General features: G+C 72.3%; 25 protein-coding genes. 15 read left to right on the top strand and 10 right to left on the bottom strand.

What is annotated here, in order from left to right:
• Positions 1–17: 17 nt before the first annotated feature.
• The gene (locus tag ADK65_RS18330; RefSeq protein WP_324614283.1) at positions 18–977 is read right to left on the bottom strand and encodes a class I SAM-dependent methyltransferase; all 960 of its coding nucleotides are present in this window, start codon (positions 975–977) and stop codon (positions 18–20) included.
• A gap of 223 nt (positions 978–1,200) precedes the next feature.
• Between ADK65_RS18330 and rpsA the strand changes: the two genes are divergently transcribed.
• The 4 genes from rpsA (at position 1,201) to ADK65_RS18310 (ending at position 5,068) form a co-directional block, all read left to right on the top strand.
• A complete protein-coding gene (rpsA, locus tag ADK65_RS18325) occupies positions 1,201–2,694 on the top strand; it encodes a 30S ribosomal protein S1 (protein WP_053671279.1) in 1,494 nt (497 codons plus the stop codon).
• A 241-nt stretch (positions 2,695–2,935) separates the two neighbouring features.
• Positions 2,936–3,874: a PAC2 family protein gene (locus ADK65_RS18320; protein ID WP_053671277.1), complete on the top strand. Its 939-nt coding sequence runs from the start codon at positions 2,936–2,938 to the stop codon at positions 3,872–3,874.
• Positions 3,875–4,016: 142 nt separating this feature from the next.
• Positions 4,017–4,637 carry a dephospho-CoA kinase gene (gene coaE / locus ADK65_RS18315; protein WP_053671275.1) on the top strand — a complete coding sequence of 207 codons (621 nt, stop codon included), beginning with the start codon at positions 4,017–4,019 and terminating at the stop codon, positions 4,635–4,637.
• A gap of 50 nt (positions 4,638–4,687) precedes the next feature.
• The gene (locus tag ADK65_RS18310) at positions 4,688–5,068 is read left to right on the top strand and encodes a tetratricopeptide repeat protein (RefSeq protein ID WP_053671273.1); all 381 of its coding nucleotides are present in this window, start codon (positions 4,688–4,690) and stop codon (positions 5,066–5,068) included.
• Between the two features lie 58 nt (positions 5,069–5,126).
• Here the strand turns inward: ADK65_RS18310 and ADK65_RS18305 are convergent, their stop codons facing one another.
• Positions 5,127–5,390, bottom strand: coding sequence for a DUF6343 family protein (locus ADK65_RS18305; protein ID WP_053671271.1), 264 nt, complete (start codon positions 5,388–5,390; stop codon positions 5,127–5,129).
• A gap of 192 nt (positions 5,391–5,582) precedes the next feature.
• Between ADK65_RS18305 and ADK65_RS18300 the strand changes: the two genes are divergently transcribed.
• From ADK65_RS18300 to ADK65_RS18290, 3 genes are all read left to right on the top strand, one after another.
• A complete protein-coding gene (locus tag ADK65_RS18300) occupies positions 5,583–6,281 on the top strand; it encodes a class I SAM-dependent methyltransferase (protein ID WP_053671269.1) in 699 nt (232 codons plus the stop codon).
• A 119-nt stretch (positions 6,282–6,400) separates the two neighbouring features.
• Entirely contained in the window at positions 6,401–6,757 is a 357-nt protein-coding gene (locus ADK65_RS18295; protein ID WP_053671267.1) for a hypothetical protein, read from the top strand.
• A gap of 129 nt (positions 6,758–6,886) precedes the next feature.
• On the top strand, positions 6,887–7,348 hold the full coding sequence (locus ADK65_RS18290; RefSeq protein ID WP_053671265.1) for a DoxX family protein: 462 nt from the start codon (positions 6,887–6,889) through the stop codon (positions 7,346–7,348).
• A 74-nt stretch (positions 7,349–7,422) separates the two neighbouring features.
• Here ADK65_RS18290 and ADK65_RS18285 read toward each other — a convergent pair whose 3' ends face one another.
• Positions 7,423–8,028 (bottom strand): RNA-binding S4 domain-containing protein, encoded by a 606-nt coding sequence (locus ADK65_RS18285; RefSeq protein WP_053671263.1) that lies wholly within the window; start codon positions 8,026–8,028, stop codon positions 7,423–7,425.
• Between the two features lie 121 nt (positions 8,029–8,149).
• Here ADK65_RS18285 and ADK65_RS18280 point away from each other — a divergent pair, with 121 nt between their 5' ends.
• The 3 genes from ADK65_RS18280 to ADK65_RS18270 are packed head-to-tail and all read left to right on the top strand — an operon-like array spanning position 8,150 to position 10,876.
• Positions 8,150–8,767, top strand: coding sequence for a winged helix-turn-helix domain-containing protein (locus ADK65_RS18280; RefSeq protein ID WP_053671261.1), 618 nt, complete (start codon positions 8,150–8,152; stop codon positions 8,765–8,767).
• Positions 8,764–10,092, top strand: coding sequence for an MFS transporter (locus tag ADK65_RS18275; protein WP_053671259.1), 1,329 nt, complete (start codon positions 8,764–8,766; stop codon positions 10,090–10,092). The genes ADK65_RS18280 and ADK65_RS18275 overlap by 4 nt, the downstream gene beginning before the upstream one ends.
• Positions 10,093–10,144: 52 nt before the next feature.
• On the top strand, positions 10,145–10,876 hold the full coding sequence (locus ADK65_RS18270) for a uracil-DNA glycosylase (protein ID WP_053671257.1): 732 nt from the start codon (positions 10,145–10,147) through the stop codon (positions 10,874–10,876).
• Here the strand turns inward: ADK65_RS18270 and ADK65_RS18265 are convergent.
• Positions 10,846–11,529 carry a GntR family transcriptional regulator gene (locus ADK65_RS18265; protein ID WP_053671256.1) on the bottom strand — a complete coding sequence of 228 codons (684 nt, stop codon included), beginning with the start codon at positions 11,527–11,529 and terminating at the stop codon, positions 10,846–10,848. The genes ADK65_RS18270 and ADK65_RS18265 overlap by 31 nt on opposite strands.
• A 163-nt stretch (positions 11,530–11,692) precedes the next feature.
• Between ADK65_RS18265 and ADK65_RS18260 the strand changes: the two genes are divergently transcribed.
• Both ADK65_RS18260 and ADK65_RS18255 read left to right on the top strand, forming a co-directional pair.
• Complete coding sequence (locus ADK65_RS18260; RefSeq protein ID WP_053671254.1) at positions 11,693–13,144, top strand: NCS1 family nucleobase:cation symporter-1; 1,452 nt, start codon at positions 11,693–11,695, stop codon at positions 13,142–13,144.
• A 5-nt stretch (positions 13,145–13,149) separates the two neighbouring features.
• A complete protein-coding gene (locus ADK65_RS18255; RefSeq protein WP_053671252.1) occupies positions 13,150–13,872 on the top strand; it encodes an aspartate/glutamate racemase family protein in 723 nt (240 codons plus the stop codon).
• A gap of 43 nt (positions 13,873–13,915) precedes the next feature.
• On the opposite strand, the gene ADK65_RS18250 is transcribed toward ADK65_RS18255, so the two are convergent.
• A complete protein-coding gene (locus ADK65_RS18250) occupies positions 13,916–14,317 on the bottom strand; it encodes a RidA family protein (RefSeq protein ID WP_053671250.1) in 402 nt (133 codons plus the stop codon).
• Positions 14,318–14,508: 191 nt separating this feature from the next.
• Between ADK65_RS18250 and ADK65_RS18245 the strand changes: the two genes are divergently transcribed.
• Positions 14,509–15,288 (top strand): nucleotidyltransferase domain-containing protein, encoded by a 780-nt coding sequence (locus ADK65_RS18245; protein ID WP_053671248.1) that lies wholly within the window; start codon positions 14,509–14,511, stop codon positions 15,286–15,288.
• On the opposite strand, the gene ADK65_RS18240 is transcribed toward ADK65_RS18245, so the two are convergent.
• Entirely contained in the window at positions 15,275–16,234 is a 960-nt protein-coding gene (locus ADK65_RS18240) for an expansin EXLX1 family cellulose-binding protein (RefSeq protein WP_053671246.1), read from the bottom strand. The genes ADK65_RS18245 and ADK65_RS18240 overlap by 14 nt on opposite strands.
• 266 nt (positions 16,235–16,500) lie before the next feature.
• Here ADK65_RS18240 and ADK65_RS18235 point away from each other — a divergent pair, with 266 nt between their 5' ends.
• Complete coding sequence (locus tag ADK65_RS18235; protein WP_053671244.1) at positions 16,501–18,417, top strand: FUSC family protein; 1,917 nt, start codon at positions 16,501–16,503, stop codon at positions 18,415–18,417.
• Between the two features lie 20 nt (positions 18,418–18,437).
• Here the strand turns inward: ADK65_RS18235 and ADK65_RS18230 are convergent, their stop codons facing one another.
• Positions 18,438–19,391 carry an endonuclease/exonuclease/phosphatase family protein gene (locus tag ADK65_RS18230; protein ID WP_053671241.1) on the bottom strand — a complete coding sequence of 318 codons (954 nt, stop codon included), beginning with the start codon at positions 19,389–19,391 and terminating at the stop codon, positions 18,438–18,440.
• Between the two features lie 474 nt (positions 19,392–19,865).
• Here ADK65_RS18230 and ADK65_RS18225 point away from each other — a divergent pair, with 474 nt between their 5' ends.
• A complete protein-coding gene (locus ADK65_RS18225; RefSeq protein WP_053671240.1) occupies positions 19,866–20,048 on the top strand; it encodes a hypothetical protein in 183 nt (60 codons plus the stop codon).
• Positions 20,049–20,058: 10 nt separating this feature from the next.
• Here ADK65_RS18225 and ADK65_RS18220 read toward each other — a convergent pair whose 3' ends face one another.
• From ADK65_RS18220 to ADK65_RS18210, 3 genes are all read right to left on the bottom strand, one after another.
• A complete protein-coding gene (locus ADK65_RS18220; protein ID WP_053671238.1) occupies positions 20,059–22,014 on the bottom strand; it encodes an ABC transporter ATP-binding protein in 1,956 nt (651 codons plus the stop codon).
• A gap of 315 nt (positions 22,015–22,329) precedes the next feature.
• Positions 22,330–22,764 carry a hypothetical protein gene (locus tag ADK65_RS18215; RefSeq protein ID WP_053671236.1) on the bottom strand — a complete coding sequence of 145 codons (435 nt, stop codon included), beginning with the start codon at positions 22,762–22,764 and terminating at the stop codon, positions 22,330–22,332.
• On the bottom strand, positions 22,761–23,453 hold the full coding sequence (locus tag ADK65_RS18210; protein WP_078956032.1) for an ATP-binding protein: 693 nt from the start codon (positions 23,451–23,453) through the stop codon (positions 22,761–22,763). The genes ADK65_RS18215 and ADK65_RS18210 overlap by 4 nt, the downstream gene beginning before the upstream one ends.
• Positions 23,454–23,621 lie beyond the last annotated feature (168 nt).

Raw genomic sequence — 23,621 nt, 5'->3', positions numbered from 1 at the left:
GCGTGCTCCGGTCCCGCTCAGTCCCGCTCGCAGACGAAGATCGCCGTGCCGGGGATCAGGTTCCCGCGCAGCGGTGACCAGCCGCCCCACTCCGAGGTGTTCCACGCGGGCCACTCCGGCTCCACCAGGTCGACCAGGCGGAAGCCCGAGGCGACGACGTCCCGGACGCGGTCGCCGATCGTGCGGTGGTGCTCGACGTAGACCGCCCGGCCCTCCTCGTCCTGCTCGACGTACGGCGTGCGGTCGAAGTACGAGGCCGAGATCGAGAGACCCTCGGGCCCCGGCTCGTCCGGGAAGGCCCAGCGGATCGGGTGCGTCACCGAGAAGACCAGACGTCCCCCGGGCCGGAGCACCCGGCGCACCTCGCGCAGGACCTGACGCGGATCGGCGACGAAGGGCAGTGCCCCGTACGCCGAGCAGGCCAGGTCGAACGAGGCGTCGGCGAAGGGGAGCGCGCCCGCGTCGGCGCACACCAGGGGGAAGGAACCGCCGATGCGCAGCGCGTGCTGGAGCTGCCGGTGCGAGATGTCAAGGGCGACGGGGCGCGCCCCCTGGGCGGTCAGCCAGCGCGAGCACTGGGCGGCGCCGGCGCCGATCTCCAGGACGTCCCGGCCCTTCAGCTCCTCCGGCGGGCCGAGCAGCTCGGCCTCCACCTCGTCCAGCCCCTCGGGACCCCACACGAAGCGGTCGTCGCCGAGGAAGGTGCCGTGCTCGGTCTGGTACTCGTCCGCGTTGCGGTCCCACCAGCCACGATTGGCCCGGGAGCTTTCCGTGACATCGGCATCGCGCCGGGTGGCCTCGGGTTCGGACGCTTCGGACTCTTGGATGATCGGCTCCCTCGTACTAGTGTGCGGGCACTGCCGTCCGGCCGGTCCCGGCGGTGTCGTAAGGGGGGCGTCGCGCGCCGCGCGTGGCCTCGGACGACACGACTTGTGCCGGATATGCGGCGTTCGCCCCGCGTGGGCGGCTTCGCGCATTGACCCCGCCCGGCTGCCCCCGTATGCTACAAGTTGCGCTGCGGGCCTGCGCACCTCAGACGTAGCAGGCTGCGCTCGCATCTGTATGTATGTCCCCTCGGTTGTCGAGGCGCCGCCGTTTCTGAGTGGCGCTTCCTTGGCTGTCCGGCTTCTGCAGAGCGAAACGGGCTCCCGGCGTAGCAGTACCTACGACTTCAATGTCCGTACCGGAGCCCTTTCCCACATGACGAGCAGCACCGAGACCACCGCCACCACCCCGCAGGTAGCGGTCAACGACATCGGTAACGAGGAAGCCTTCCTCGCCGCGATCGACGAGACGATCAAGTACTTCAACGACGGCGACATCGTCGACGGCGTCATCGTGAAGGTCGACCGGGACGAGGTCCTGCTCGACATCGGTTACAAGACCGAAGGTGTGATCCCGAGCCGCGAGCTCTCGATCAAGCACGACGTCGACCCCAACGAGGTCGTCGCCGTCGGTGACGAGATCGAGGCCCTCGTCCTTCAGAAGGAGGACAAGGAAGGCCGCCTGATCCTCTCGAAGAAGCGCGCCCAGTACGAGCGTGCCTGGGGCACCATCGAGAAGATCAAGGAAGAGGACGGGATCGTCACCGGTACCGTCATCGAGGTCGTCAAGGGTGGTCTCATCCTCGACATCGGCCTCCGTGGCTTCCTCCCGGCCTCCCTGGTCGAGATGCGCCGCGTCCGCGACCTCCAGCCCTACGTGGGCAAGGAGCTCGAGGCGAAGATCATCGAGCTGGACAAGAACCGCAACAACGTGGTCCTGTCCCGCCGTGCCTGGCTGGAGCAGACCCAGTCCGAGGTCCGCCAGACGTTCCTCACCACCCTCCAGAAGGGTCAGGTCCGTTCCGGCGTCGTCTCCTCGATCGTCAACTTCGGTGCCTTCGTGGACCTGGGTGGCGTCGACGGTCTGGTCCACGTCTCCGAGCTCTCCTGGAAGCACATCGACCACCCGTCCGAGGTTGTCGAGGTCGGCCAGGAAGTCACCGTCGAGGTTCTCGACGTGGACATGGACCGCGAGCGTGTCTCCCTGTCGCTGAAGGCGACCCAGGAAGACCCGTGGCAGCAGTTCGCCCGCACCCACCAGATCGGCCAGGTCGTGCCCGGCAAGGTCACGAAGCTGGTTCCGTTCGGTGCGTTCGTCCGCGTGGACGAGGGCATCGAGGGTCTGGTCCACATCTCCGAGCTGGCCGAGCGTCACGTGGAGATCCCGGAGCAGGTCGTCCAGGTCAACGACGAGATCTTCGTCAAGGTCATCGACATCGACCTCGAGCGCCGTCGCATCAGCCTCTCGCTGAAGCAGGCCAACGAGTCCTTCGGTGCCGACCCGGCCGCGGTCGAGTTCGACCCGACCCTGTACGGCATGGCCGCGTCCTACGACGACCAGGGCAACTACATCTACCCCGAGGGCTTCGACCCCGAGACCAACGACTGGCTCGAGGGCTACGAGACCCAGCGCGAGGCGTGGGAGACCCAGTACGCCGAGGCGCAGCAGCGCTTCGAGCAGCACCAGGCGCAGGTCATCAAGTCCCGCGAGGCGGACGAGAAGGCCGCTGCCGAGGGTGGCGAAGCCGCCGCTCCGGCCGCGTCCGGTGGCGGTTCGTACTCCTCCGAGGGCCCGGACAACTCCGGCGCGTTGGCCTCGGACGAGGCGCTGGCCGCGCTGCGCGAGAAGCTGGCCGGCGGGCAGAGCTGAACGCTCGCCGCTGAGGCATAGCCGATAGCCGAGGGGCCGTACCTTTCGAGGTGCGGCCCCTTGGTGTTGCTGTGAGCAGGCCTGTCGGTCGACTGCGGACCGGCCGGGGCTTGTCGCGCAGTTCCCCGCGCCCCTCAGGCAGGGCGTCGTCCCCGCCGCCAAGATCATGAATCTCCTCCCGCGGGAATGCCCGCGCCCGCGACGGCGTTGTCGAGTACGAACACGAGGAGGAGCGGTCACTGTGCTTGATCCGCAGGATTTGTACGCCTGGGAGCCGAAGGGGCTGGCCGTCGTCGACATGGCGCTGGCCCAGGAGTCGGCCGGACTTGTCATGCTCTACCACTTCGACGGATACATCGACGCGGGTGAGACGGGTGACCAGATCGTGGACCGGGTGCTCGGCTCCCTGCCTCATCAGGTCGTCGCCCGCTTCGATCACGACCGGCTCGTCGACTACCGCGCCCGCCGCCCGCTTCTGACGTTCAAGCGCGACCGCTGGAGCGATTACGAGGACCCCGCTCTCGAGGTGAGGCTCGTGCAGGACGCCACCGGTGCGCCCTTCCTGCTGCTGTCCGGCCCCGAGCCGGACGTGGAGTGGGAGCGCTTCGCCGCCGCCGTGAAGCAGATCGTGGAGCGGCTCGGTGTCCGCCTCTCCGTGAACTTCCACGGCATTCCCATGGGCGTCCCGCACACCCGGCCCGTCGGCCTCACCCCGCACGGCAACCGCACCGACCTCGTTCCGGGACACCCGAGCCCCTTCGAGGAGGCGCAGGTGCCCGGCAGCGCCGAGTCCCTCATCGAGTACCGCCTGCTCCAGGCCGGGCACGACGTCCTGGGCGTCGCCGCGCACGTCCCGCACTACATCGCCCGCTCCCCGTACCCGGACGCGGCCCTGACGGTCCTGGAGGCCATCACGGCGGCGACCGGACTGGTCCTGCCCGGTATCGCCCACTCCCTGCGTTCGGACGCCCACCGCACCCAGACGGAGATCGACCGGCAGATCCGCGAGGGCGACGAGGACCTCACCGCGCTCATCGACGGCCTGGAGCACCAGTACGACGCCGTCGCGGGCGCCGAGACCCGGGGCAACATGCTCGCCGAGCCGGTGGACATCCCCTCGGCGGACGAGATCGGCCAGGAGTTCGAGAAGTTCCTGGCGGAGCGAGAAGGCGAAGGCTGAACGGGACGGCGGCCGTTGAACGGGCGGATGACCGCTGACCGGGCCGGTGACTGAACGGGCGGGCGTCGGATGGCCGGGAAGGCGACGACCGACGCCCTGCCCGGGCGAGGGGCTTGTCCATGGCAGGGCCTAAGCTGCGGGCATGCTGAAGGTGGGCCTGACCGGCGGGATCGGCGCCGGCAAGAGCGAGGTGTCCCGGCTGCTCGTCGCGTGCGGGGCCGTGCTGATCGACGCGGACCGCATCGCGCGTGAGGTCGTCGCCCCCGGGACGCCGGGGCTCGCCTCGGTCGTCGAGGCCTTCGGGGAGGAGATCCTCGCCGCCGACGGCAGCCTGGACCGGCCCCGCCTTGGTGCCATCGTCTTCGGCGACCCGGAGAAACTCGCCGTGCTGAACTCGATCGTGCACCCTCTGGTGGGCGCCCGCTCCCGCGAGCTCGAGGAGGCCGCCGCCGAGGACGCGGTCGTCCTCCACGACGTCCCGCTCCTCACGGAGAACGGCCTGGCCCCGCTGTACGACCTGGTGATCGTCGTCGATGCGGACCCCGGGACCCAGCTCGACCGGCTCGTACGCCTGCGCGGCATGACCGAGGAGGACGCCCGCGCGCGCATGGCCGCCCAGGCGACGCGCGAGCAGCGCCGCCGGATCGCCGACATCGTGATCGACAACGACGTCCCGCTGGAGCGGCTGGAGCAGCGGGTGAAGGACGTGTGGGCCGAGCTGGTGCGCAGGTCACGCGCGTCCCGGCCGTCACCTGAGGAATAGCGGCACCGCGCGGGGGCGTTGAACCCGTGCAGTGAGGGAAGGACTCAGCCGTGCCCGAGACCAGCGGTCCGACCGGACGTACCCCGGAGACGCATGTCATCGACTTCCGTGCCGCCGAGCAACTGCTCGCAGCGCGGGATCCCAGGGGCGCGGTGAAGCTGCTCGACGGCGTCATCGCCACGCACCCGGAGAACACCGCGGCCCGACTGCTGCGGGCGCGTGCCTTCTTCGCGGCGGCGCAGCTGAGGCCGGCGGAGCTGGAGTTCCAGATCGTTCTGGAGCGGGAGCCGGACAACGCGTTCGCGCACTTCGCGCTCGCTCGTACGTATGAGCGCCAGGGTCGCCCGGACCAGGCGAAGCGCCACTTCCGCCTGGCGGCGGCGCTCGACCCGAATCCGGAGTTCCTGAGGGCGGCGCGCTTCGACTCGTGAGGGGCCTGCCCGGTGCGCCCCGCTCCTGGGGCGTGAGAGGCCTGCTCGGAGGGTGCTCTCAGGCGCGGTCGTCCGGCGGCTGGTAGGGCGGGATGTCGGGGCCCGGCTGGTAGTGCGGGCCCTGGCGGATGTGCCGCAGGACGACGGCCAGATCGACCGTGACGATCAGCAGCAGCACTCCGCAGGCGATCGCCCACCCGCTCCGCCCGGCGATGGCGAACGCCACGGTCCCGAAGAGCGCCCACACCAGCCCCCACAGGCTCAGCCAGAAGCGCGCCCGCAGGGCACTGCGCGCGGTCCTCGGCTCACTGCCGGTACGCATCGTCGATCACCACTCCTTCTTGCAACCTACTCCTCGTGGCGAGGGTGCACCAAGGGCGGCAAAGGTGCCGGTGGACGCTCCGGCGAGGCGCATGTGGACGCCCTCGCCGTCTCTTTCACCCGGTCGGGTGAAGGTGGAGGTTTGTGGAACGGGTGTGCGGACGCCGTCCGTTGTGCGGGCATGGAGACGACAATGCGTGAGGGATACGCGGGGACCGGGCCCGGGGCCATCACCCCGGACGGCTGCGCGGTGGAGCTGTACACCCGGCTGCCCATCGGGGAGGAACCGGATGTCATCGCGGCCGCGGTCCCCGAGGGCGCTCGCATTCTGGAGCTCGGGAGCGGGGTGGGGCGCATGACCCACGCCCTGCTGGAGCGGGGATTCACGGTCACCGCCGTGGACGAGTCCGCGGCCATGCTGGAGCGGGTGCGGGGCGCGCGGACGATATGCGCCCCGATCGAGGAGCTGGCACTGGGCGAGACGTTCGACGTGGTGCTGCTCGCGTCGTTCCTCGTGCACGCGGGAGACGCCGAGGTGCGGCGCGGCTTGCTCCGCACCTGCGTGCGCCATGTCGCGGAGGGCGGCTGCGTGCTGATCCAGCGGGAGGGGGAGGACTACCACGACAACGTTCCGCGCGAACGCAAGGACCCCAGCGGCTTCACTGTGCGGATCACCTCGTCGGAGCCGGTCGGCGATGGAGTCCGTTCGGTGCGCGCGGAGTACGAGTTCCCGGACGCGGTCTGGACCCAGACCTTCCGCGCGCGCCCTCTGACGGAGAAGCAGTTCGAGAAAGCGCTGGAGGAAGCGGGCCTGACGGTCGACCGATGTCTGACGGAGGACCGGACATGGGTACGGGCGGTGCCGACGGCCGAGGCCGCCGGAAGTGCGTGAAAACCGGCCCGGGGGAGCGGAGGCCGGGCGCCTGAGCCGGTACGACACGGTCGCGACCTCCCTGGCGCTGCTCGGGGACGCCGAACTGCGCGACCTGGTCGGCACAGCCGAGCCGTTGGGTGTCGGCATCGGGGGGGGAGATCGGTCCGGCTGGAGGTTTCCGGCACGCCGGTCTGACACCCGCCGAGGCCGGCTTCTACGAGGAGCACGACGCCTACGACCGCTGCTACACGGCCAGTTACCTCGTGAACTGGCTGATCACCGCCCTGTACGGCGGGGATTTGGAAACCCGTGAGGAGCTGATACGAGCGTGGGCCCGGGGGAGGCGAACGGCCGGAGCGCCGCCAGGGGCAGCCGAGATCCTCACACGCAACGCCCCGGTCGCGGCTGTGATGACCGACTTCTACCGCACCCTCCAGGAGGAAAGCCGGACGACCCCCTACCCGAGGGAGAGGCTCCACCTGCTTCGTCCGTGACCGGCAGGACGGGGCGGACAGCGCCGCGGTCACCCGTTCACTTCACGCTCCGGGCAGCGATGAGTTCCGAAGCGGGAGCCGGTCTACCTCTCCGACACCACCACGGACCACTGTGACCAGGAGACCCTCATGTCCGAGACCACCGCTGCCGTCCCGGCCGACACCACCCCTGTCGGCGTCGTCGTCGCCGAGTCCGCGACCGCTCGAGGGCGGCGTGCGCGCATCGCCCTGCGTGCTGTGCAGGTGCTGCTCGCCCTCTTCTACGCGATCGCGAGCGCCCTGCCCAAGCTGATCGGGCACGCCTCGGCTGCCGAGTCGTTCGAGCGGCTCGGCTGGGGCAGCGCGGGGATGTACACCATCGGCGCGCTCGAACTGGCCGGGGCGGTCGCACTGTTGATCCCGGTGCTGCAGTCCGTGGCGGCGATGGCGCTGAGCGCGTTGATGGTGGGCGCGTTCATCGTGCAGACAGCCGTCTTCGACGGGCAGTACGCGGCGACGCCGGTGATTCTGATCGTTCCGCTCACCCTCATAGCGTGGGCGCGGCGGCGTCACAACGCGGATCTGCTCCGGCTGCTGCGGCGTCGGACGTGACCGGCCGCGTCTTTACCGGCCCACGGCCCCCTGCCCGGGGTCCCTCCCCGGGTCGGCCGGCCCGTGACACTCGCTCAGGGCGCGCGTCGGCCCGAGCCGCTGCCGAACGCTCCGCCGCCGGGAACGGGCCCGGGGCCGGACACGCTGCCGGGGCCCGTCGAGCCGCGGAGGCGGTCCATTTCGCGGCGGTCCCGCTTGGTGGGGCGGCCTGCGCCGCGGTCGCGGACACCGGCGGGGGCGACGGCCTCGCGTGGCGGAGGGGGCGGGGAGTTGTCGATGTAGCACTGGGTGGCCACGGGAGCGCCGACCCGCTTGCGGATCAGCCGCGTGACGATGACGACCCGTTCGCGGCCTTCGTGCCGCAGGCGCACCTCGTCACCGACGCGGACGGCGTGTGCGGGCTTCACGCGCTCGCCGTTGACGCGCACGTGGCCGCCCCGGCAGGCGGTGGCTCCCATGGAGCGGCTCTTGACGAGGCGTACGGACCAGATCCAGCTGTCGACGCGGACGGCCGTACCCGTCTGCGGGCCCGCGGCCTCGGCAGTGGTGATCGCCGCGGCGACCTTCGGATCCAGCTGCTGGGCATCGCCTCCCGTGGAGGTGCCGACGGGGGTGGGGGACCCGGACGCCGAATCCTGCGTCCCGTCCCTCGGGTCGTGCTGCGCACCCTCAGAAGCCATGTCCTCGACCTTAGTCCTCCGCACCACCCCGACGGGTTGATTTGGCCCTGGCGCCCGCTTCCCCCAAACAAATTTTGCAAAAACTCTTTTGCCAAATGTCCCGGCGCCCTACTCTCCCGGCATGGACAGCGACGAGCGCAAACGCCTCCTCGATCCCGAGCGCGACACCGCCGCGTTGAAGGCCCTGACCCATCCCCTGCGCATCCGGCTGCTCGGGCTGTTGCGGCAGGACGGGCCAGCCACGGCGAGTGAGCTGGCCGCCCGGACGCGGGAGTCGTCGGCGTCGACCAGCTACCACCTGCGGGTGCTGGCGAAGTACGCGTTCATCGCCGAGGCCGAGCACCGCGACGGGCGGGAGCGGCGCTGGCGGGCGCTGCACACCCTCACGTCCTGGAGCAACGAGACGATGGAGTCCACCGCCGCGGGCCGCGCCTTCGTCAGCCTCTCGCGGCGGCAGCAGATCGAGCATCTGGAGAGGTCCCTCGCCCGGCACGAGGCGGACCTGGCGGCCGGGCGCCTCGGCCAGGAGTGGGTGGAGCCGTCCGGGGTCAGCGACGTCATGCCCCGCCTGACGGCCCAGTCCCTCACGGAGCTCTGGGACACCCTGGCCGGGAAGCTGGAGGAGCTGACGGCCCGGGACGCGGACGACCCGCGTGCCGAACACGTGGTCCTCCTCACCGCCGGGCTGCCACTCGCCCCGCACGACCCCGCGGACGCGGACCGCCAGGGTCCCTCATGACCGAGCTGCCGCAGGCACGAACGGCTCGTCGGCGCTACGTCACCGTCTGCGCCCTGCTGTGGCTGCCGTCGGGCCTGGGCCTGGCCTCGATGGTCCTGCTGCTCGGCGAGCGCGGCATGTCCCTGGCCACGGTCGCGGGGCTCTTCGCCGCCCACTCGCTCACCGTGGCCGCGCTGGAGCTGCCCACGGGCGGGCTCTCCGATGTGCTCGGGCGCCGCCCGGTACTGGCCGTGGCCGGGGCGCTCAACGGGGTCGCCTGCGTCCTGGTCGGCCTCGGCACCACCGCGTGGGTGCTCGCCGCCGGCATGGTGCTCATGGGCGCGGCCCGGGCCCTGTCCAGCGGCACCGCCGAGGCCTGGTACGTCGACACCGTCCAGGAGTGTTCCGGTCCGGGCGCAGATCTGCGCACGGGCCTGGCAAGGGGCGGCTCCGCGACCTCCGCCGCGCTCGCGGTCGGCATGCTGCTCGGCGGTGGCCTGCCCTGGCTCCTCGGGCTGGGGCCCGGCCTCGGGGCCAGGCTGAGCGAGGCGACGTCCGGCGCGGTGCTGCCCCTGTCCGTTCCGATGCTGCTGGGAGCCGCCGTCAGGGTCGCCCTCGTCTGTTACGCGCTGGCCTCCCTGCGGGAGCCGCCGCGGCCGCGGACCACCCTGCGCTCGGTGCTGCGCGGCGTCCCGGTCACCGTCCTGGACGGACTGCGGACGGGTGGCCGCGACGCGCTGGTACGCCGGATCCTGCTCACCGCCGCGGCCGTCGGCAGTGCCGTGGCCACCATCGAACTCCTTGTACCGGGCCGTACCGTCGAGCTGACCGGAGCGCCCGGCTCCGGAGCGATGGTGTACGCCGCGTTCGCTTGTGTGGGGTTCGTGTGCAACGGCGTCGGCAGCCACCTCGCGCCGCTCACCGCCCGGGTCGCGGGCAGTGGGGAGCGGGCCGTGCTGGTCTGTCTCGGGACGGGGGCGACGGGCCTGTTGCTGCTCGCCGTCACCGCGACCTCGGTATGCCCGGTGGCCACGGCCTTGGCGGTCGTCGGCTTCTGCCTGCTCTACCTCGGCCTCGGTGCCGCGTCCCCGAACCAGAACGATCTCCTGCACCGCCGCGTCGCGGGTGCGGGCCGCGCCACCGCCCTGTCCGTCCAGTCGCTCGCCCTGCAGCTGGCCGGCGCGCTCGCCGGCCTCGTCGTCGGGGCGTTGCGGCCGGGCCCGCTGCCGTGGTTGCTGACCGGAGCGCTGCTGCTGGCCGGGGCGCTGCTCTGGCTGCGCCGCGTCGGCGCACAGCCCGCGCCGGGCGCGGCCGTCGCCCCGGGCACGCCTGCCGGCATGTCCTGAGCGCTCCGCCCCCGATGAGGGAGGTGGCCCCCGCCGCCCCTACCGTGGAGTGATGGACGCCAGCGGCCTTCCCCTCCTCGACCGGCGCATCGCTGACTGCAGGGCCTGCCCGCGGCTGGTCTCCTGGCGCGAGGAGGTGGCCCGGGTCAAGCGGGCCGCCTTCGCGGACTGGACCTACTGGGGTCGGCCGGTGCCCGGTTTCGGGCCGGCGGACGCCCGGCTGCTGATCGTCGGACTCGCCCCCGCAGCGCACGGCGGCAACCGCACCGGCCGGATGTTCACCGGAGACCGATCCGGGGACGTGCTCTACGAGGCGCTGTACGACGTGGGTCTCGCCTCCCAGCCGACCGCCGTGCACGCCCACGACGGTCTGGAACTGCACGGCGTGCGCGTCACCTCGCCCGTGCACTGCGCCCCGCCGGCCAACAAACCCACCCCCGAGGAGCGCGACACCTGCCGTCCCTGGCTCGTGCAGGAACTGCGGCTGCTGCGCCCGACGCTGCGGGCCGTGGTGGTGCTCGGCGGTTTCGGCTGGCAGGCCGCGCTGCCCGCGTTCGCCGAGGCCGGCTGGCCCCTGCCCCGGCCACGCCCCGCCTTCTCCCACGGAGCCCGGTTCCGCCTCGACGGGCTGGAACTCTTCGGCTGCTTCCACGTCAGCCAGCGCAACACCTTCACCGGCCGGCTCACCCCCGCCATGTTGCGCGACGTCCTGCGGACGGCCGGGCGGGCGGCGGGGCTGCCGACCCGTGGCGTTCAGGGAGCGGCCGCTTCCCCGGGCGGGTAGGGAGCCGCCTCCTCGCCGAACAGGTGGCGGACGGTGGAGCGGTAATTGGTCCGCACGTGCGTCAGCGCGTGCGCGCGGGCCCGGTCCGGGTCGCCCGAGGCGATGGCCTCGTACAGCTCGCGGTGTTCCACGAGGAGCTGGGGCCACTCCTCGTTGCGCCGGGTCATCCAGCGCAGCCGCCCGGCGACCGGCTCCAGGGCCTCGGTCAGCAGGCTGTTGCCGGCCATGGCCACGATGCGGTCGTGCAGCCGGCTGTTCACGTCGGTGATCGTCTCGGCGTCACCGGCCTCGGTGGCGGCGGCGGCGCGGTCGATCAGCTCCCGGACCTCGGCCAGGTCCCGCGGTGTCGCGCGGGAGGCGGCCAGTCCGGCGGCGTAGACCTCCAGGGCTTCTCGCAGTTCGAACAGTTCCTTCACGTCGGTCGGGGTGAGACGGCGGACCACCGTGCGGCGGGGCGTCTCGAAGTGGACGAAGCCCTCGGCCACCAGGGCCCGGATCGCCTCGCGGACCGGCACGCGCGAGACGCCGAAGCGCTCCGCCAGCTCGCGCTCGACCAGGCGGTCGCCGGGAAGCAGGCTGCCCGCGATGATCTGCTGCCGCAGCTCGGACGTGACGCGTTCGCGCACCGCTCCCAGGGGTTCGATCTTCGTCATGCAGCCATCCTCGCCGACGCGAGGGGTCTTTTACGGAGCGTTAACAGGAGCGATATCCGTCGGAACGGTTGACGGCGAGACCATGACCGCAGTTTGGTATACCAAACACGCCGCAGCCCCCCCGCAGCGCAGTCCTCCGCCGTCCCCTTGCTCTGGAGGCCCCGTGTCCCTCGCCGATCGTGCCGTGACCACCGGCACCCCCGTGTCCGTCCCCGATCCCCGGCTCACCAACGAAGACCTCGCGCCCGCCGGGAAACGCAACTGGAAGGTCTTCGACCTCTTCGCCATGTGGATGTCCGACGTCCACAACCTCGGCAACTACACCTTCGCCGCCGGGCTGCTCTTCCTGGGCATGAACGTCTGGCAGATCTTCACGTCCCTGCTCGTCGGGTTCGTGATCATCTACATCGGCATGAACTGGATGGGGAAGATCGGCCAGCGCCACGGCGTGCCCTTCCCGGTCGTCAGCCGGATCGCCTTCGGCATCTGGGGCGCCAACATCCCGGCGCTGATCAGGGCCGTGATCGCCATCATGTGGTACGGCATCCAGACCTACCTCGCCTCGGTCGCCGTCAACGTGATGCTGCTGGCGGCCTGGCCCGGCCTGGAGTCGTGGACGCACAACTCCTTCCTCGGCCTGGACGCGCTCGGCTGGGTCTCCTTCATCGCCCTGTGGCTGGTCCAGGCGGCGATCATCAGCCGGGGCATGGAATCGGTCCGCAAGTTCCAGGACTTCTGCGGCCCCGCGATCTGGCTCGTGATGATCGCGCTGGCCGTGTGGATCCTCGCCAAGGCGGACTGGACGATCTCGCTGACCTCGACCCCGCACCCGGTCTCCGTCGGCGAGCAGTGGCGCCAGTGGTTCGGTGCGATCGGCCTGGTCCTCGCCACCTACGGCACCCTGATGCTCAACTTCTGCGACTTCTCCCGCTTCGCGCCCGACTACCGGTCCGTCAAGCGCGGCAACTTCTGGGGCCTGCCCGTCAACTCCACGGCCTTCGTGATCGTGTCGGTCATCGTCACCGCGGGCGCCTTCGAGGTCTTCGGCAAGGAGATCACCGACCCCGCCTACCTCGTCGCCGAGATCGGCAACACCTGGGTGCTGGTCGTGGGCGCGCTGACCTTCGCCGTCGCCACCATGGGCGTCAACATCGTCGCCAACTTCGTCTCGCCGGCGTACGACCTGGCCAACGTGTGGCCGCAGAAGATCACTTTCAAGGTCGGCGGCATGATCAGCACCGTCGCCGCGCTGCTCGTCACCCCCTGGAACCTCTTCTCCAACCCGACCGTCGTGAACTACTTCCTCGGCGGTCTCGGCGCCTTCCTCGGACCGCTGTTCGGCGTGATCATGGTCGACTACTACTGGGTCAAGCGCGGCCGGGTGAACGTCGACGAGCTGTTCGACGCCTCTCCCGGCGCCCGCTACCACTACCGCAAGGGCTTCAACCCCAAGGCGCTGTGGGCGTTCCTGCCGGCCGCCGGTGTCGCCGCGGTGCTCGCGCTGGTGAAGACCTTCAGCGACGTGGCTCCGTACTCCTGGTTCATCGGCACGGCGCTCGCCGCCGGGCTGTACGCGGCCCTGTGCCGTCCCGAGCGCGCGACCGCGGAGGTCTGAGAGACGTGCGGATCGTCGTCACCAACTGCAACACCACGCAGGAGATGACCGAGGAGATCGTACGAGGTGCCCGGGCCGCCGCAGGCCCGGGCACCACCGTGACCGGACTGACCCCGGCCTGGGGGCCGGAGTCCGCGGAGGGCTGGCTCGACAGCTTTCTGTCCGCCGCCGCCGTACTGGACACACTGCGCGCCTACGACGGGCCGCCGTACGACGCCGTGGTCATGGCCGGATTCGGAGAGCACGGGAGGGAGGGCGCGCGGGAACTGGTCGACGTGCCCGTCGTCGACATCACCGAGGCCGCGGCGCACCTCGCCTGCCTTCTGGGCCGCCGCTACGGCGTCGTGACCACTCTGGAGCGCTCGCGCGGCCAGATCGAGGACAGCCTGGAGACGGCCGGTGTGGCGCGCAACTGCGCGGCGATCGTCGGTACGGGCCTGAACGTGCTCGACCTCGGTGACGCGGAGCGGACCGAGACGGCGTTCCTGGCCGCCGCCGAACGGGCCTGCGCGGCCGGGGCGGAGGTGCTCGTCCTGGGCTGCGCCGGCATGACGGGGCTGCAGCGGGCCGTCGGCCGGAAGCTCGGCCTGCCCGTCGTCGACGGGGTCGCAGCGGCGGTCAGACTGGCGGAGTCGCTCGTGGCACTGGGCTTGACGACGAGCCGGGCGGGGAGCTACGCCGGACCACTGCCCAAAGGGAGGGTGTGGGGGAGGCCCCCGGGGCGGTGACTCATGCCGGGCCGACGAGCACCGCGTCACGACGGCTGTCGGCCTACTCGGGTACGACGGCTGTCGCCGTGATCTCCACCAGCTGGCCCGTGTACCCGAGACACGCCACGCCGATCAGCGTCGACGAGTGGGGACCCGTACTGAGGCCGGACGCCTCGACCACACTCCAGACGGCGGACAGCACGGCCGGCTCGTCGCTCACCACGTACACGTCGGTCGCCACCACGTGCTCCAGGTCGCTGCCGACGGCGGCCAGTTGCTCGCGCAGGTTGTCGATGACCTGTCCGGCCTGCCGCACGGGATCGCCGGGTCCCACGAGCGTGCCGTCCGGGCCCAGCGGTACGGATCCCGCGAGGAACGCCAGCCGTGTTCCGGCCTCCACGACGGACGCGTGGGAGTAGGCGGGCGGCGGGAAGAGGCTCGGGACGGTGACGCGGCGGATCACGTGAGGGCTCCGATCTGCGGGCGGCGGCACGACCCACCGATCATGCGGGGAGGGGCGCGTGCGCGCACCCGTATTTCGGTACCCGGCGGCCGGGCCTTCCCTCTACGCTCCCCAGGTTCCCGGCCGCGGCCGTCCGAGTCCCGTTGGCCCAGGGCCCGTTCCGTCCAGGTCCCCTCTGCCCAGGAGCCGCCGTGCCCGCCCTCACGGACCACGCCTTCCTCACCGCAACCGCCGACCGCCTCGCCGCCCTGCCCGCCGTCGAGGCCGTCACCCTCGGCGGCTCCCGGGCCCAGGGCACCGAACGGCACGACAGCGACTGGGACCTGGCGGTCTATTACCGGGGCGCCTTCGACCCCGGCGACCTCCGCGCGGCCGGCTGGGAGGGTGAGGTCTTCGAGCTCGGTGCCTGGGGCGGCGGCGTCTTCAACTCGGGTGCCTGGCTGACGATCGAGGGCCGTTCCGTGGACGTCCACTACCGCGACCTGGACGTGGTCGAACGCGAGACGGCGGAAGCGGAGGCGGGCCGCTTCCGCGTCGAGCCCCTCATGTTTCACCTGGCGGGCATCCCGACGTACCTGCTCGTCGCCGAACTCGCGGTCAACCGGGTGCTGCGCGGTGAACTGACCCGCCCGGCCGCCTATCCGCGGGCCCTGCGCGAGAGCGCCCCCGCGCACTGGCACGGCATGGCCGCTGCCGCCCTCGCCTACGCCAAGGCGGGCCACGCCCCGAAGAGCGCCGTCACCCAGGTCGCGGGCGCGATCGCCCTCGCCACGACCCAGGCCGCGCACGCGGTGCTGGCCGCGCGCGGGGAGTGGGTCACCAACGAGAAGGGGCTGGTCGCGCGGGCCGGGTTGGGTCAGGTGGACGCGGTTCTCGGAGGCCTGACGGACGATCCGGCCGTGCTCACCCGGGCGGTCACCGCCACGGAGACCCTCCTCGCCCGGGCCGTGGCAGCCGTCACCGCCGGGTGAACTGCACGCGGGTCGGCTGCACGGCGTCCGGGCGGATGGCGATGCCGTCGACGGTGAGCTGCTCGCCGTAGATGTCGGTGAGCCTGAGCGAGCCGCCGCAGCCGGTGCCGCCGGGGGAGAGGAAGTAGTTGTAGTCGGTACGGGTCAGCCGCGTCCAGCCGCTGCCGGTCCTGACCTCCAGCCGGGCCAGCGGATTGCGGTGGCCCAGTACCTGGATGCCGCACCAGTGGGGGCTGGAGCCGGTCTTGTAGCGGATCGAGAGCGTCTGGGAGGTGGCGGGGCTCTGCAGGCTCCAGGTGATCGGTATCCGGCCCGCGGAGAGCCCGGCGAGCTTCGCGAACGCCTCCTTGCTGAGGTCGATCTGCCCGGGAGCGCAGGGCAGGGGGCACTCGTTGGTGATCCGGACGGTGACGGAGGCGCCGTTCGCCGCGCGGACCAGGATGTACGCCCCGCACGCCTGGGACGTCTCGTAGTCCGTGTGGTTCATCGCCGCGACCATGAGGTCGGGACTCGGGCCGTAGAGGCAGGCCCCGTCGCCGTCCTTGGCGTCGTAGTGGGTGGCTACGCCGTCGTAGGTGGTGCCCGGCTTGATCCTCCCCGCCAGGGGCGCCGTGCCGGACACCGGACGGGGTGCGGCGGGCCGGGTGGCGGTGGGCGAGGGCCGCGCCGAGGGGGTGTTCGCGGCGGGCTTCGGAGCCTTGGGGGTTTTGGATGCCTTGCGTGCTTTGGGGGGCTTCGCGGCCGGTGTGGCCCTGTGGGGCGTCGGCGGAGCGGCCGGCCGGGCGCCGGCGGTGGCCTGGGACGCGGTGCGCACCGTGTCCGGTTCGCCGCCGGGGCGCAGGGCGATCACGAGGGAGACGAGGAGGCCCACGGCTGCCGCGCTGACCGCGAAGACGAGGGCCGTGCGCCGCGTGCGGACGGGACGGCGGTGGGAGGGGGATGCCACGGATGAGTCCTTCGGGTCCTTGCGTGGTTCGGGAGAACACGCGCTCTCGACCCACCGGTGGTCACCGGGCACGAAAAGGTTGCCGTGGCCCGTCTTCGTTGGCGTACCTCTTGATTGCGTACATAAAGAACACCGGTTCCGGGCCGTCCGACACGTTCCGGAAACCTGCCCTCCAGGAACCCCGCCTACCGTGGACAGCCACACCCCGCCCCGGCCGCCGTCGCCCGAAGGCTCCCCCCTGCCCTCGCCGAGACGACAGGAGCTCCGTGCCCCGCCGCATCGCCCCACAGCTTCCGCCCTGGCTCGCGCACGCCCTGCGTGCCCAGCGGGGACCGGTGCCCTGGAACGCGGTGACCCGGGGAGCCCTGTCCGCCGGGCCCCTTCTGCTCGTGGCCGTGCGGACCGGTCTCACCTCCCTCGGAGTCGTCGCCGCCATCGCCGCCATGCTCGCCGGGATCAACGACCGGCCCGGGAGCCGACGCCTGTCGGTCAAGCGGATCGGAGTGCCCGCCCTGGCCGGTGCGACGGGCCTCGTGGCCGGGACCTACACCGGGCAGGAGACCGGGGCGGTCCTCCTCACCGTCGTGCTCACGGTGATCGGGCTCGTCGCCGGAGGGATGAGCGCCGTCGGGCCCGTCGCGTCCGCCGCCGGAACGCAACTGCTGGTCGGCTCGGCGATCGGTGCCGGAATGCCCCTGCCCGAGCCCGGATGGCTGCGGGCGCTCGCCTTCCTCGTCGGCGCGGGGTGGCTGCTCGTGCTGCGGCTCGCCCTGCCCACGCCCGGCTCCCTCGCCGGTGACTTCCGTTTCGACGGGGAGCGGCAGGCCGTGGCCGGTGTGTACGAGGCCGTCGCCGAACTGCTCGACGCCGTCGGCGGTCCGGACGCCATCCGCCGCCGCGCCGCGCTCACCGCCGCCCTCGACCACGCACAGGACGCCCTCGCCGGGCCCCGGCTGCGCAGGTATGCCTCTTCCTCCGCCGAACGGCGGCTGCACGCGCAGTACGCCGCGGCGCTGCCCCTCGCCGAGGCCGCCACCGCCCTCGCCTGGGCCGGGGAGGCCGTCGCCGAGCGGGCCTCCGAAGGCCCCCGGCGTCTCGCCGCCGCCGTGCGCGGCAACACCCACACCGGGCCGCTGCCCGCGCCCTCCCGCTCGGCGCCCGCCCTGCGCGCCCTCGACGACGCCCTGCTGCACGCCGCCGAGGCGTTCGACCAGGGCCGGGGCGGCGATCTGCACACCCGGTCCCGCAGCGCCCGGGACCGGCTGCGCACCGTCTTCGGCAGTGCCGGACGCGAGTACGGGCTGCGCGTCGCGCTCTGCTTCGGCGCCGGCTCGGCGGTCGCCCAGGCACTGCACCGAGGCCAGTGGTACGGGCAGCACGAGCACTGGTACTGGCTGCCTGCCACGGTCGTCTTCCTGGTCAAGCCCGACCTCGGCCCGCTGGCCTCGCGCGTGCTGAACCGGGCCGCCGGGACCGTCCTCGGGGCATTGCTCTTCGCCGGGCTCGCCGCCGTCCTGCCGCACCCCGAAGGGCTCATCGCGCTCGTCGCCCTCAGCGGAGCGCTGATACCCGTGGCCACCCGGCACTTCGCCGCCCAGACCGCCGTCGTCACCGTCCTGGTCCTCGCGCTCGTCATGGTCGGCGGCGAGCCCCAGGCCTCCGCCGGCCGGATCGGCGAGACGCTGCTGGCCTGCGCGATCGTGCTGATCGTGGGGCACCTGCCGATGCCCGGCCAGCGCGGCGGGGGAGTGCGCGCCCGGCTCGTGGCGGCGAACGAGGCCGTGTACGCCTACCTCACGCACGTGCTCGACGAAGCCGACGCCCCGCGCATCGGGACTCCCGGCACCCCCTCCGAAAACCGGGCCACCCGCTGGACCCTGCGCCGCGAGGCCTACCGCACCCTGGCCGAGGCCCGTGCGGCCATCTCGCGCGCGGCCCACGAACTGCCCTCCCTCGCCCGGCACACCGAAGGCGCGGACGAGGTGGCCGACCTCCTCGAACGCCTCGTCGACACCACGACCGCCTGCGCCGTGCACCTCGACGACACGGGCCGGATCGGGCCCCTGCACCAAGAGCGCCTCACGGCCGTCCTCACCGAACTCGCCGGACGAGCGGAAGGCCTGGGCCTGCGGCCACCGCGGACACCCCTCGCCGGCCGGCACGCCCGGCACGTCACCGGCTAATCGCCGTGACGTCAAGGTGCTCAGCCGCCGACCCGCACCCACACCGGAGCGTGGTCCGATCCGGGCTCGCCCCGCCGCTCCACCGGGTCCGGGCCGACCGACGGCAGGCCGGGCGGGCCCTCGCCCGGCAGACCCGTGCCCGCCGCCGTCACCCGGCGCACCAGACGGTGGCTCAGCAGAACGTGGTCGATCAGCTCGCGCCGCCCGGAGTTGACCCGGGACCAGCGCTGACCCGGCGGGATGAGCGGGGCCACGTCCCACAGGCGTGTCGCGTCGCCCCGGTCGGGCCGGTCGAAGCCCGGTGTGCCGAGCTCGGAGCCGGGCGGGCCGAGCAGGATCTGTGTGGTCGCCGCCTGCACCTCGTCGTTCAAATCGCCCAGCACCGCCACGTCCCGCTCCTGCCCGTCCCCGGCCAGCAGTTGGTCGGCGAGGGCGCGCAGGGCCGTCGCCTCGGCGGCCCGCCGGTAGAGGGCGTAGGCGCCGTAGCGGGCACGTTCACCCTCGTCGCGGGGCTGGAAACGACCGTCCGGGTAAGACAGCAGCTTGGACTTCAGATGGCAGACCGCCACCCACAGCGGCCCGTTCCCGCCCTCGACCTCGACCGCCAGGACGCCCCGCCCTGCCTCCCCTGCCGTCAGTCCGGAGTCGTCCGCCTGCACGGGGCGGACCTCCCCCGGGAACGCCCGCGTGTCGGCCACCACCGTCATCGCGGTACGGCTGAGAAAGCCGACCCGTGTGCCCCGGCTGTCCGCGTGCTCGGACACGGCGACATGCCAGTCGTCGTCGAGCATCCCGGCCAGGTCCTTCAGGGCTTGCGGGTCCCCGACCTCCTGCACGCCGAGCAGGACCGGATCGAGTTCCGTGATCACGGCGGCGAGCGCGGCGAGCTTCGCCTCGTACCCCGCCTCGTCCTGTGGGCCGTACGGCCCGCCGGGCTCGTAGAGATTCTCCAGGTTCCAGGTGCCGAGGAGCATGCCGGGCTCCTTTCAGAAGCCGACAGTCGGGGTGGTGAGGCCAGGGCCCTCGCCCGGCCCGCCCCACGACGCAGTGGTGACGGGATGTGCGGTTCGGCTCATGCCGCCCTGCTGCGCCGCCGCACGTCGGCGTGGTGACGCCTCGCCTTCCGCCGCGGACGGGTCCCGCCGAGCTCATCATCAGCGCATCCGCCGTCCTCACGCACGACGATCAAGAGCATCGATGCCCCCTCCCAGGCGGCGAAGGGGCCCACTGAGGGCTTTGGGGCGTCTGCGGGAAGTGAGAAACGAGTGTCGTCACGACGAGTGCGACGACTGGTGCGGAAAGTGAACACATGCGCCAAGAGGCTGAGAAGTTGGTCACACTTAGCGGTGAACGCGTGTCAAGTACGTCTCAGAACCGTCACTTCCCGAGCCGTTCACCCCATCGTTGGCGTTTAACTCTACGAGTACAGCGCTACATGGAGGTGCAGGGTGAACGGGCGAACGGTGCTCGAGCGCTTTCCCGCCGGTGGGCCGCGCGGCTCCTGGCCTGCGGAGGAATTCGCGCAGGCGCGGCGCAGCGAGGGCCTGCCTGCCGAGGTCGTCATGGACCTCGCCACGGACATGTTCCTGGTGATCGTGCGCAGCGGGGACGCGGCCGACGCCACGGCCTGACGCGTTGCCGTCAGCCCGCCTTCGGCGCCGGCACCTTCCCGACCGGCGCGGGTGACGAGGCGAACTGCTCCGCCTGGAGCGCGTACAGCTCGGCGTAGAGCCCGCCGGTCGCCAGCAGCTCGTCCGGCGTCCCCGACTCCACGAGCCGGCCCTGGTCCAGGACGTGCACCAGATCCGCGTGCCGCACGGACGCCAGCCGGTGCGTGATCAGTACGACCGTCTGGCCGCTGTCGGCCAGGGCGCGGATCCGCTCGAAGACCTCCAGCTCGGCGCGGGCGTCCAGGGCCGCCGTCGGCTCGTCCACGATCAGGATGCGGCCCCGGCGATAGGCCGCCCGGGCGATGCCCAGCCGCTGCCACTGGCCGCCCGACAGCTCGTGCCCGCCGCTGAAGTTGCGGGCGAGCAGCGTGTCCAGCCCGCGCGGCAGGTCCGCGACCACCGTTTCCGCCCCGGCCTCGGCGATCGACGCGGCCAGCCGGTCCTCGCACACGGGCACCGACGTACGCCCCAGGGCGACGTTCACCCGGGCCGTGAACGGCCACCGCTTGAAGTCCTGCGCCACCATCGCGATCCGCTCGGCCAGCAGGTGCCGGTCCGCGGTCGACGCGTCGACGCCGTCCCACAGGATGCGCCCCCGCTCCGGGGTGTAGAGCCCGGCGAGCAGCTTGACCAAGGTGGTCTTGCCCGAGCCGTTCTCGCCGACCAGGGCCACGATCCGGCCCAGCGGCAGGCTGAGCGTCACGTCGTCGAGGGCGGGGCGGGCGGACTCGCCCGGGTAGCGGAAGGTGACGTTCTCGAAGCGGATCTCGCGCGGGTCCTCCGGCAGCCGTGTGCCGCCCGCCGGGATCGCCCACTGGTCCGCCTCGGTGTACAGCCGGTGCAGATCGCCGACGAAGAGCGCCTCCTCGTGCAGCGCGTTGACCTCCACCACCAGCGTGTCGAGGCTCTGCGAGCCGGTCCGGATCGCGATCACGGCCGTACCCGCCACCGACAGGGCCATCGCGCCCGCCAGCAGCAGCCCGCCCAGCGTCGCATACGTGGCCACGGTCGCCAGGCCCGTCCACGCCGCCGCGATCAGGCCGGTGCGCGCGGCGAGCCTCGCCAGGCGGGCCTGCTCGGCCTCGGCCGTCTCCGACATCGCGCGGAAGTGCCGCAGCAGGAAGGAGCCCACCCCGTGCACCCGGATCTCGGGGGCCGCCTCGGGTTCGATCAGCAGGCTGCCGAGCAGCCGGCCCGCGCGGGCGTGCTGCACCCAGGCGTGGAAGGACTCGTAGCGGCGCCGGGCGACGGTCAGCGCGCTCCAGGCGCTCGGCAGGGTCATGGTGACCAGCAGCGGCAGCAGGGCCGGGTGCAGCACGGTCAGCACGCCCGCCGCTGCGACGAGCGAGATCATCGCGTTGATCACGCGCGTCCCGTAGGAGATCATCCGGCGCGCGGAGGCGGCGCCGTACTGCGCGGTGTCCAGCAGCTTGTGGAAGGCGTGGTCCTCGATCGCGGCCAGCTCCACGGCCGCGGCCCGCTCCAGGTACTGCTCCGTCGCCACACGTTCGACCTTGGGCTCCAGCCTGCCGGTGGCGTAGGTGCTCGCGGCGCGCAGCAGGGCCGCGAGGAACATCACGACGGCCACCGTGACCAGGGCGGGGACGGCTCCGCGCAACCGGTCGTCGATTCCGCCGCCGCCCATCAGCCGGCCCAGCGCGCTGTTCACCGCGAGCAGGCTCACCGCCTGCGCCACACCCCGGCCCGCCTCGGCGGCCAGCACGATGCGCGCGGCGCCCCGGTCGGCCTGCCGGGCGAGCCGGAGGCTGGCCGCGAGCAGGGACGGCAGCCGGGTGATCATGGCGCGGAAGTTCAGCTCCAGGAACGCCTCGGCGTGGCTGTTCCAGCCCATGTCGTAGCGCAGCGGCCCGCCGAAGAGCAGCCGCTCCGACTCGGACACCTCCGGCGCGGTCCGCTTCTTCGCCACGGTTGACCGACCTCCTCCGCTCGGGCCCGCTCCTGCATGAACGGCCACTATCGCCGGGCGGACTCCGCCTGGGGCAGGGCGTAGCCCGGGGCGCCGGATGCGCGCGGGCGCACGACCCGGCCGCGGGAGGTGCGGGGCGGCGCGGGGGTGTGGAGTGGTGAGGGGAGGGGGGCATGCGCCGGCATGAAGGGGGCGCCGGAAGGGAGGGGCGTCGGCGGTGCGCGGGCCGGCCGTGCCGTCCGTATCGGGTCGGGTGACAAGGCCGGTCGTGCGGGGACCGGGGAGGTCGTCTGCGGGGTGATCCGGCGGGGGCGTCTACGCGCTGACCGGACGGGACCAGGAGGGTGCCGTGCCCGTCGTGCGGCACAGCGCCAAATAGAGGGGTATCGGCGGGGTGTACGGGAGGGTGCCGTCCGGGCGGTGGATCAGGTCCGGAATCTCCGGCAGGTCCGGGACGGCCGCGCCGGTGACGTACCGCGCCGGTTTGGGCCACTCCAGGGCGTGGTCGGAGTCGGACGGCACCAGCCACCACCAGTGCCTCTCGTCGGCGTAGACGCAGCCCACGCGGGGCAGCCGCGGCATGACCAGCGGGCCGAGGGCGGCGGGGACGGCGACCGCGTCACAGCCCAGCGGGGCCGTCATGCCTTCGGGCACGGGCAGCCGCAGGGCCGGACCCGGTGCCCGCAGCTCGCGGCGCACGCGCAGCAGCGTGTCCAGGTTCAGCACGCGGTCTCCCCGTGCGGGGCTCATGCGCGCCCCGTCTCTCGGCGGTTCTTCTGCGGGGGGACCTCCGGGACTCCGCGCGGGTGGCGGGCCTCCTGGTGGGTTCCCTCTCCGTCGTCCTGGTCGTCGGAGGGTCCGCGCTTGGGGCGGGCGCCCCAGCCCAGGTCGTCACAGGGCTCGGCCGGATCGCCCGACGGGTCCGCCGTGCGTGGCAGCTCGGCCCAGACCAGCAGCCCGGGGCCGTTCTCGTGGGCGCCCCAGGAATGACAGAGGGCGTCGACGAGGAGCAGCCCCCTCCCGTGCTCCTCCTCGGGCCGTGTCCGGCCGGCGGCGCGGGGCTGGCCAGGGGCGCAGCCCTCGTCGCGCACGGCTATCCGCACCAGGTCGTCACCGTCGTGCAGCTCGCACACTATGTGGGTGCTCGCCGTGTGCACGATGGCGTTGGTGACCAGTTCGGAAACCACCAGGGCCGCGCTGTCGCACGTGTCCTCGCACACCGACCAGCCCGTCAGCCGGGCTCGGGTCAGGCGTCTGGCCTGCGCCGGAGAACCCGGGTGTGCGGCCAGCTCGAAACGGAACCGGCGCTCGGCAGCGGCCCCGAGGGGGACCTCTTCCGTGGCGGCGCGAAGCCCGGGAGGGCCTGCGGCGGCGTCTGTTCCTAAGGGCGCGGACGGAATCACGCTTGCCACTATCGCCGCGCCGTGAACACTTGGCAAGTGTCACTCTGAAAATTGCAGAGTGCTGTGTGACGGTCTGAAAGGCCGTGGCACACTGCTCGCAACAGCACCCCGCGCGGCGCCAGTTGAGATCATCGAAGATGCGTTCGAAACCTTTGTTCGAATCAGTTCTTCGGAAGGGTCCTCGAATGGCGCCGCCGGGCTGTC

This window comes from Streptomyces sp. NRRL B-1140, assembly GCF_001280065.1.
Classification (GTDB): Bacteria; Actinomycetota; Actinomycetes; order Streptomycetales; family Streptomycetaceae; genus Streptomyces.
The sequence above is the reverse complement of the archived record's forward strand: the minus strand, read 5'-3'. Positions and strand labels throughout refer to the sequence as shown.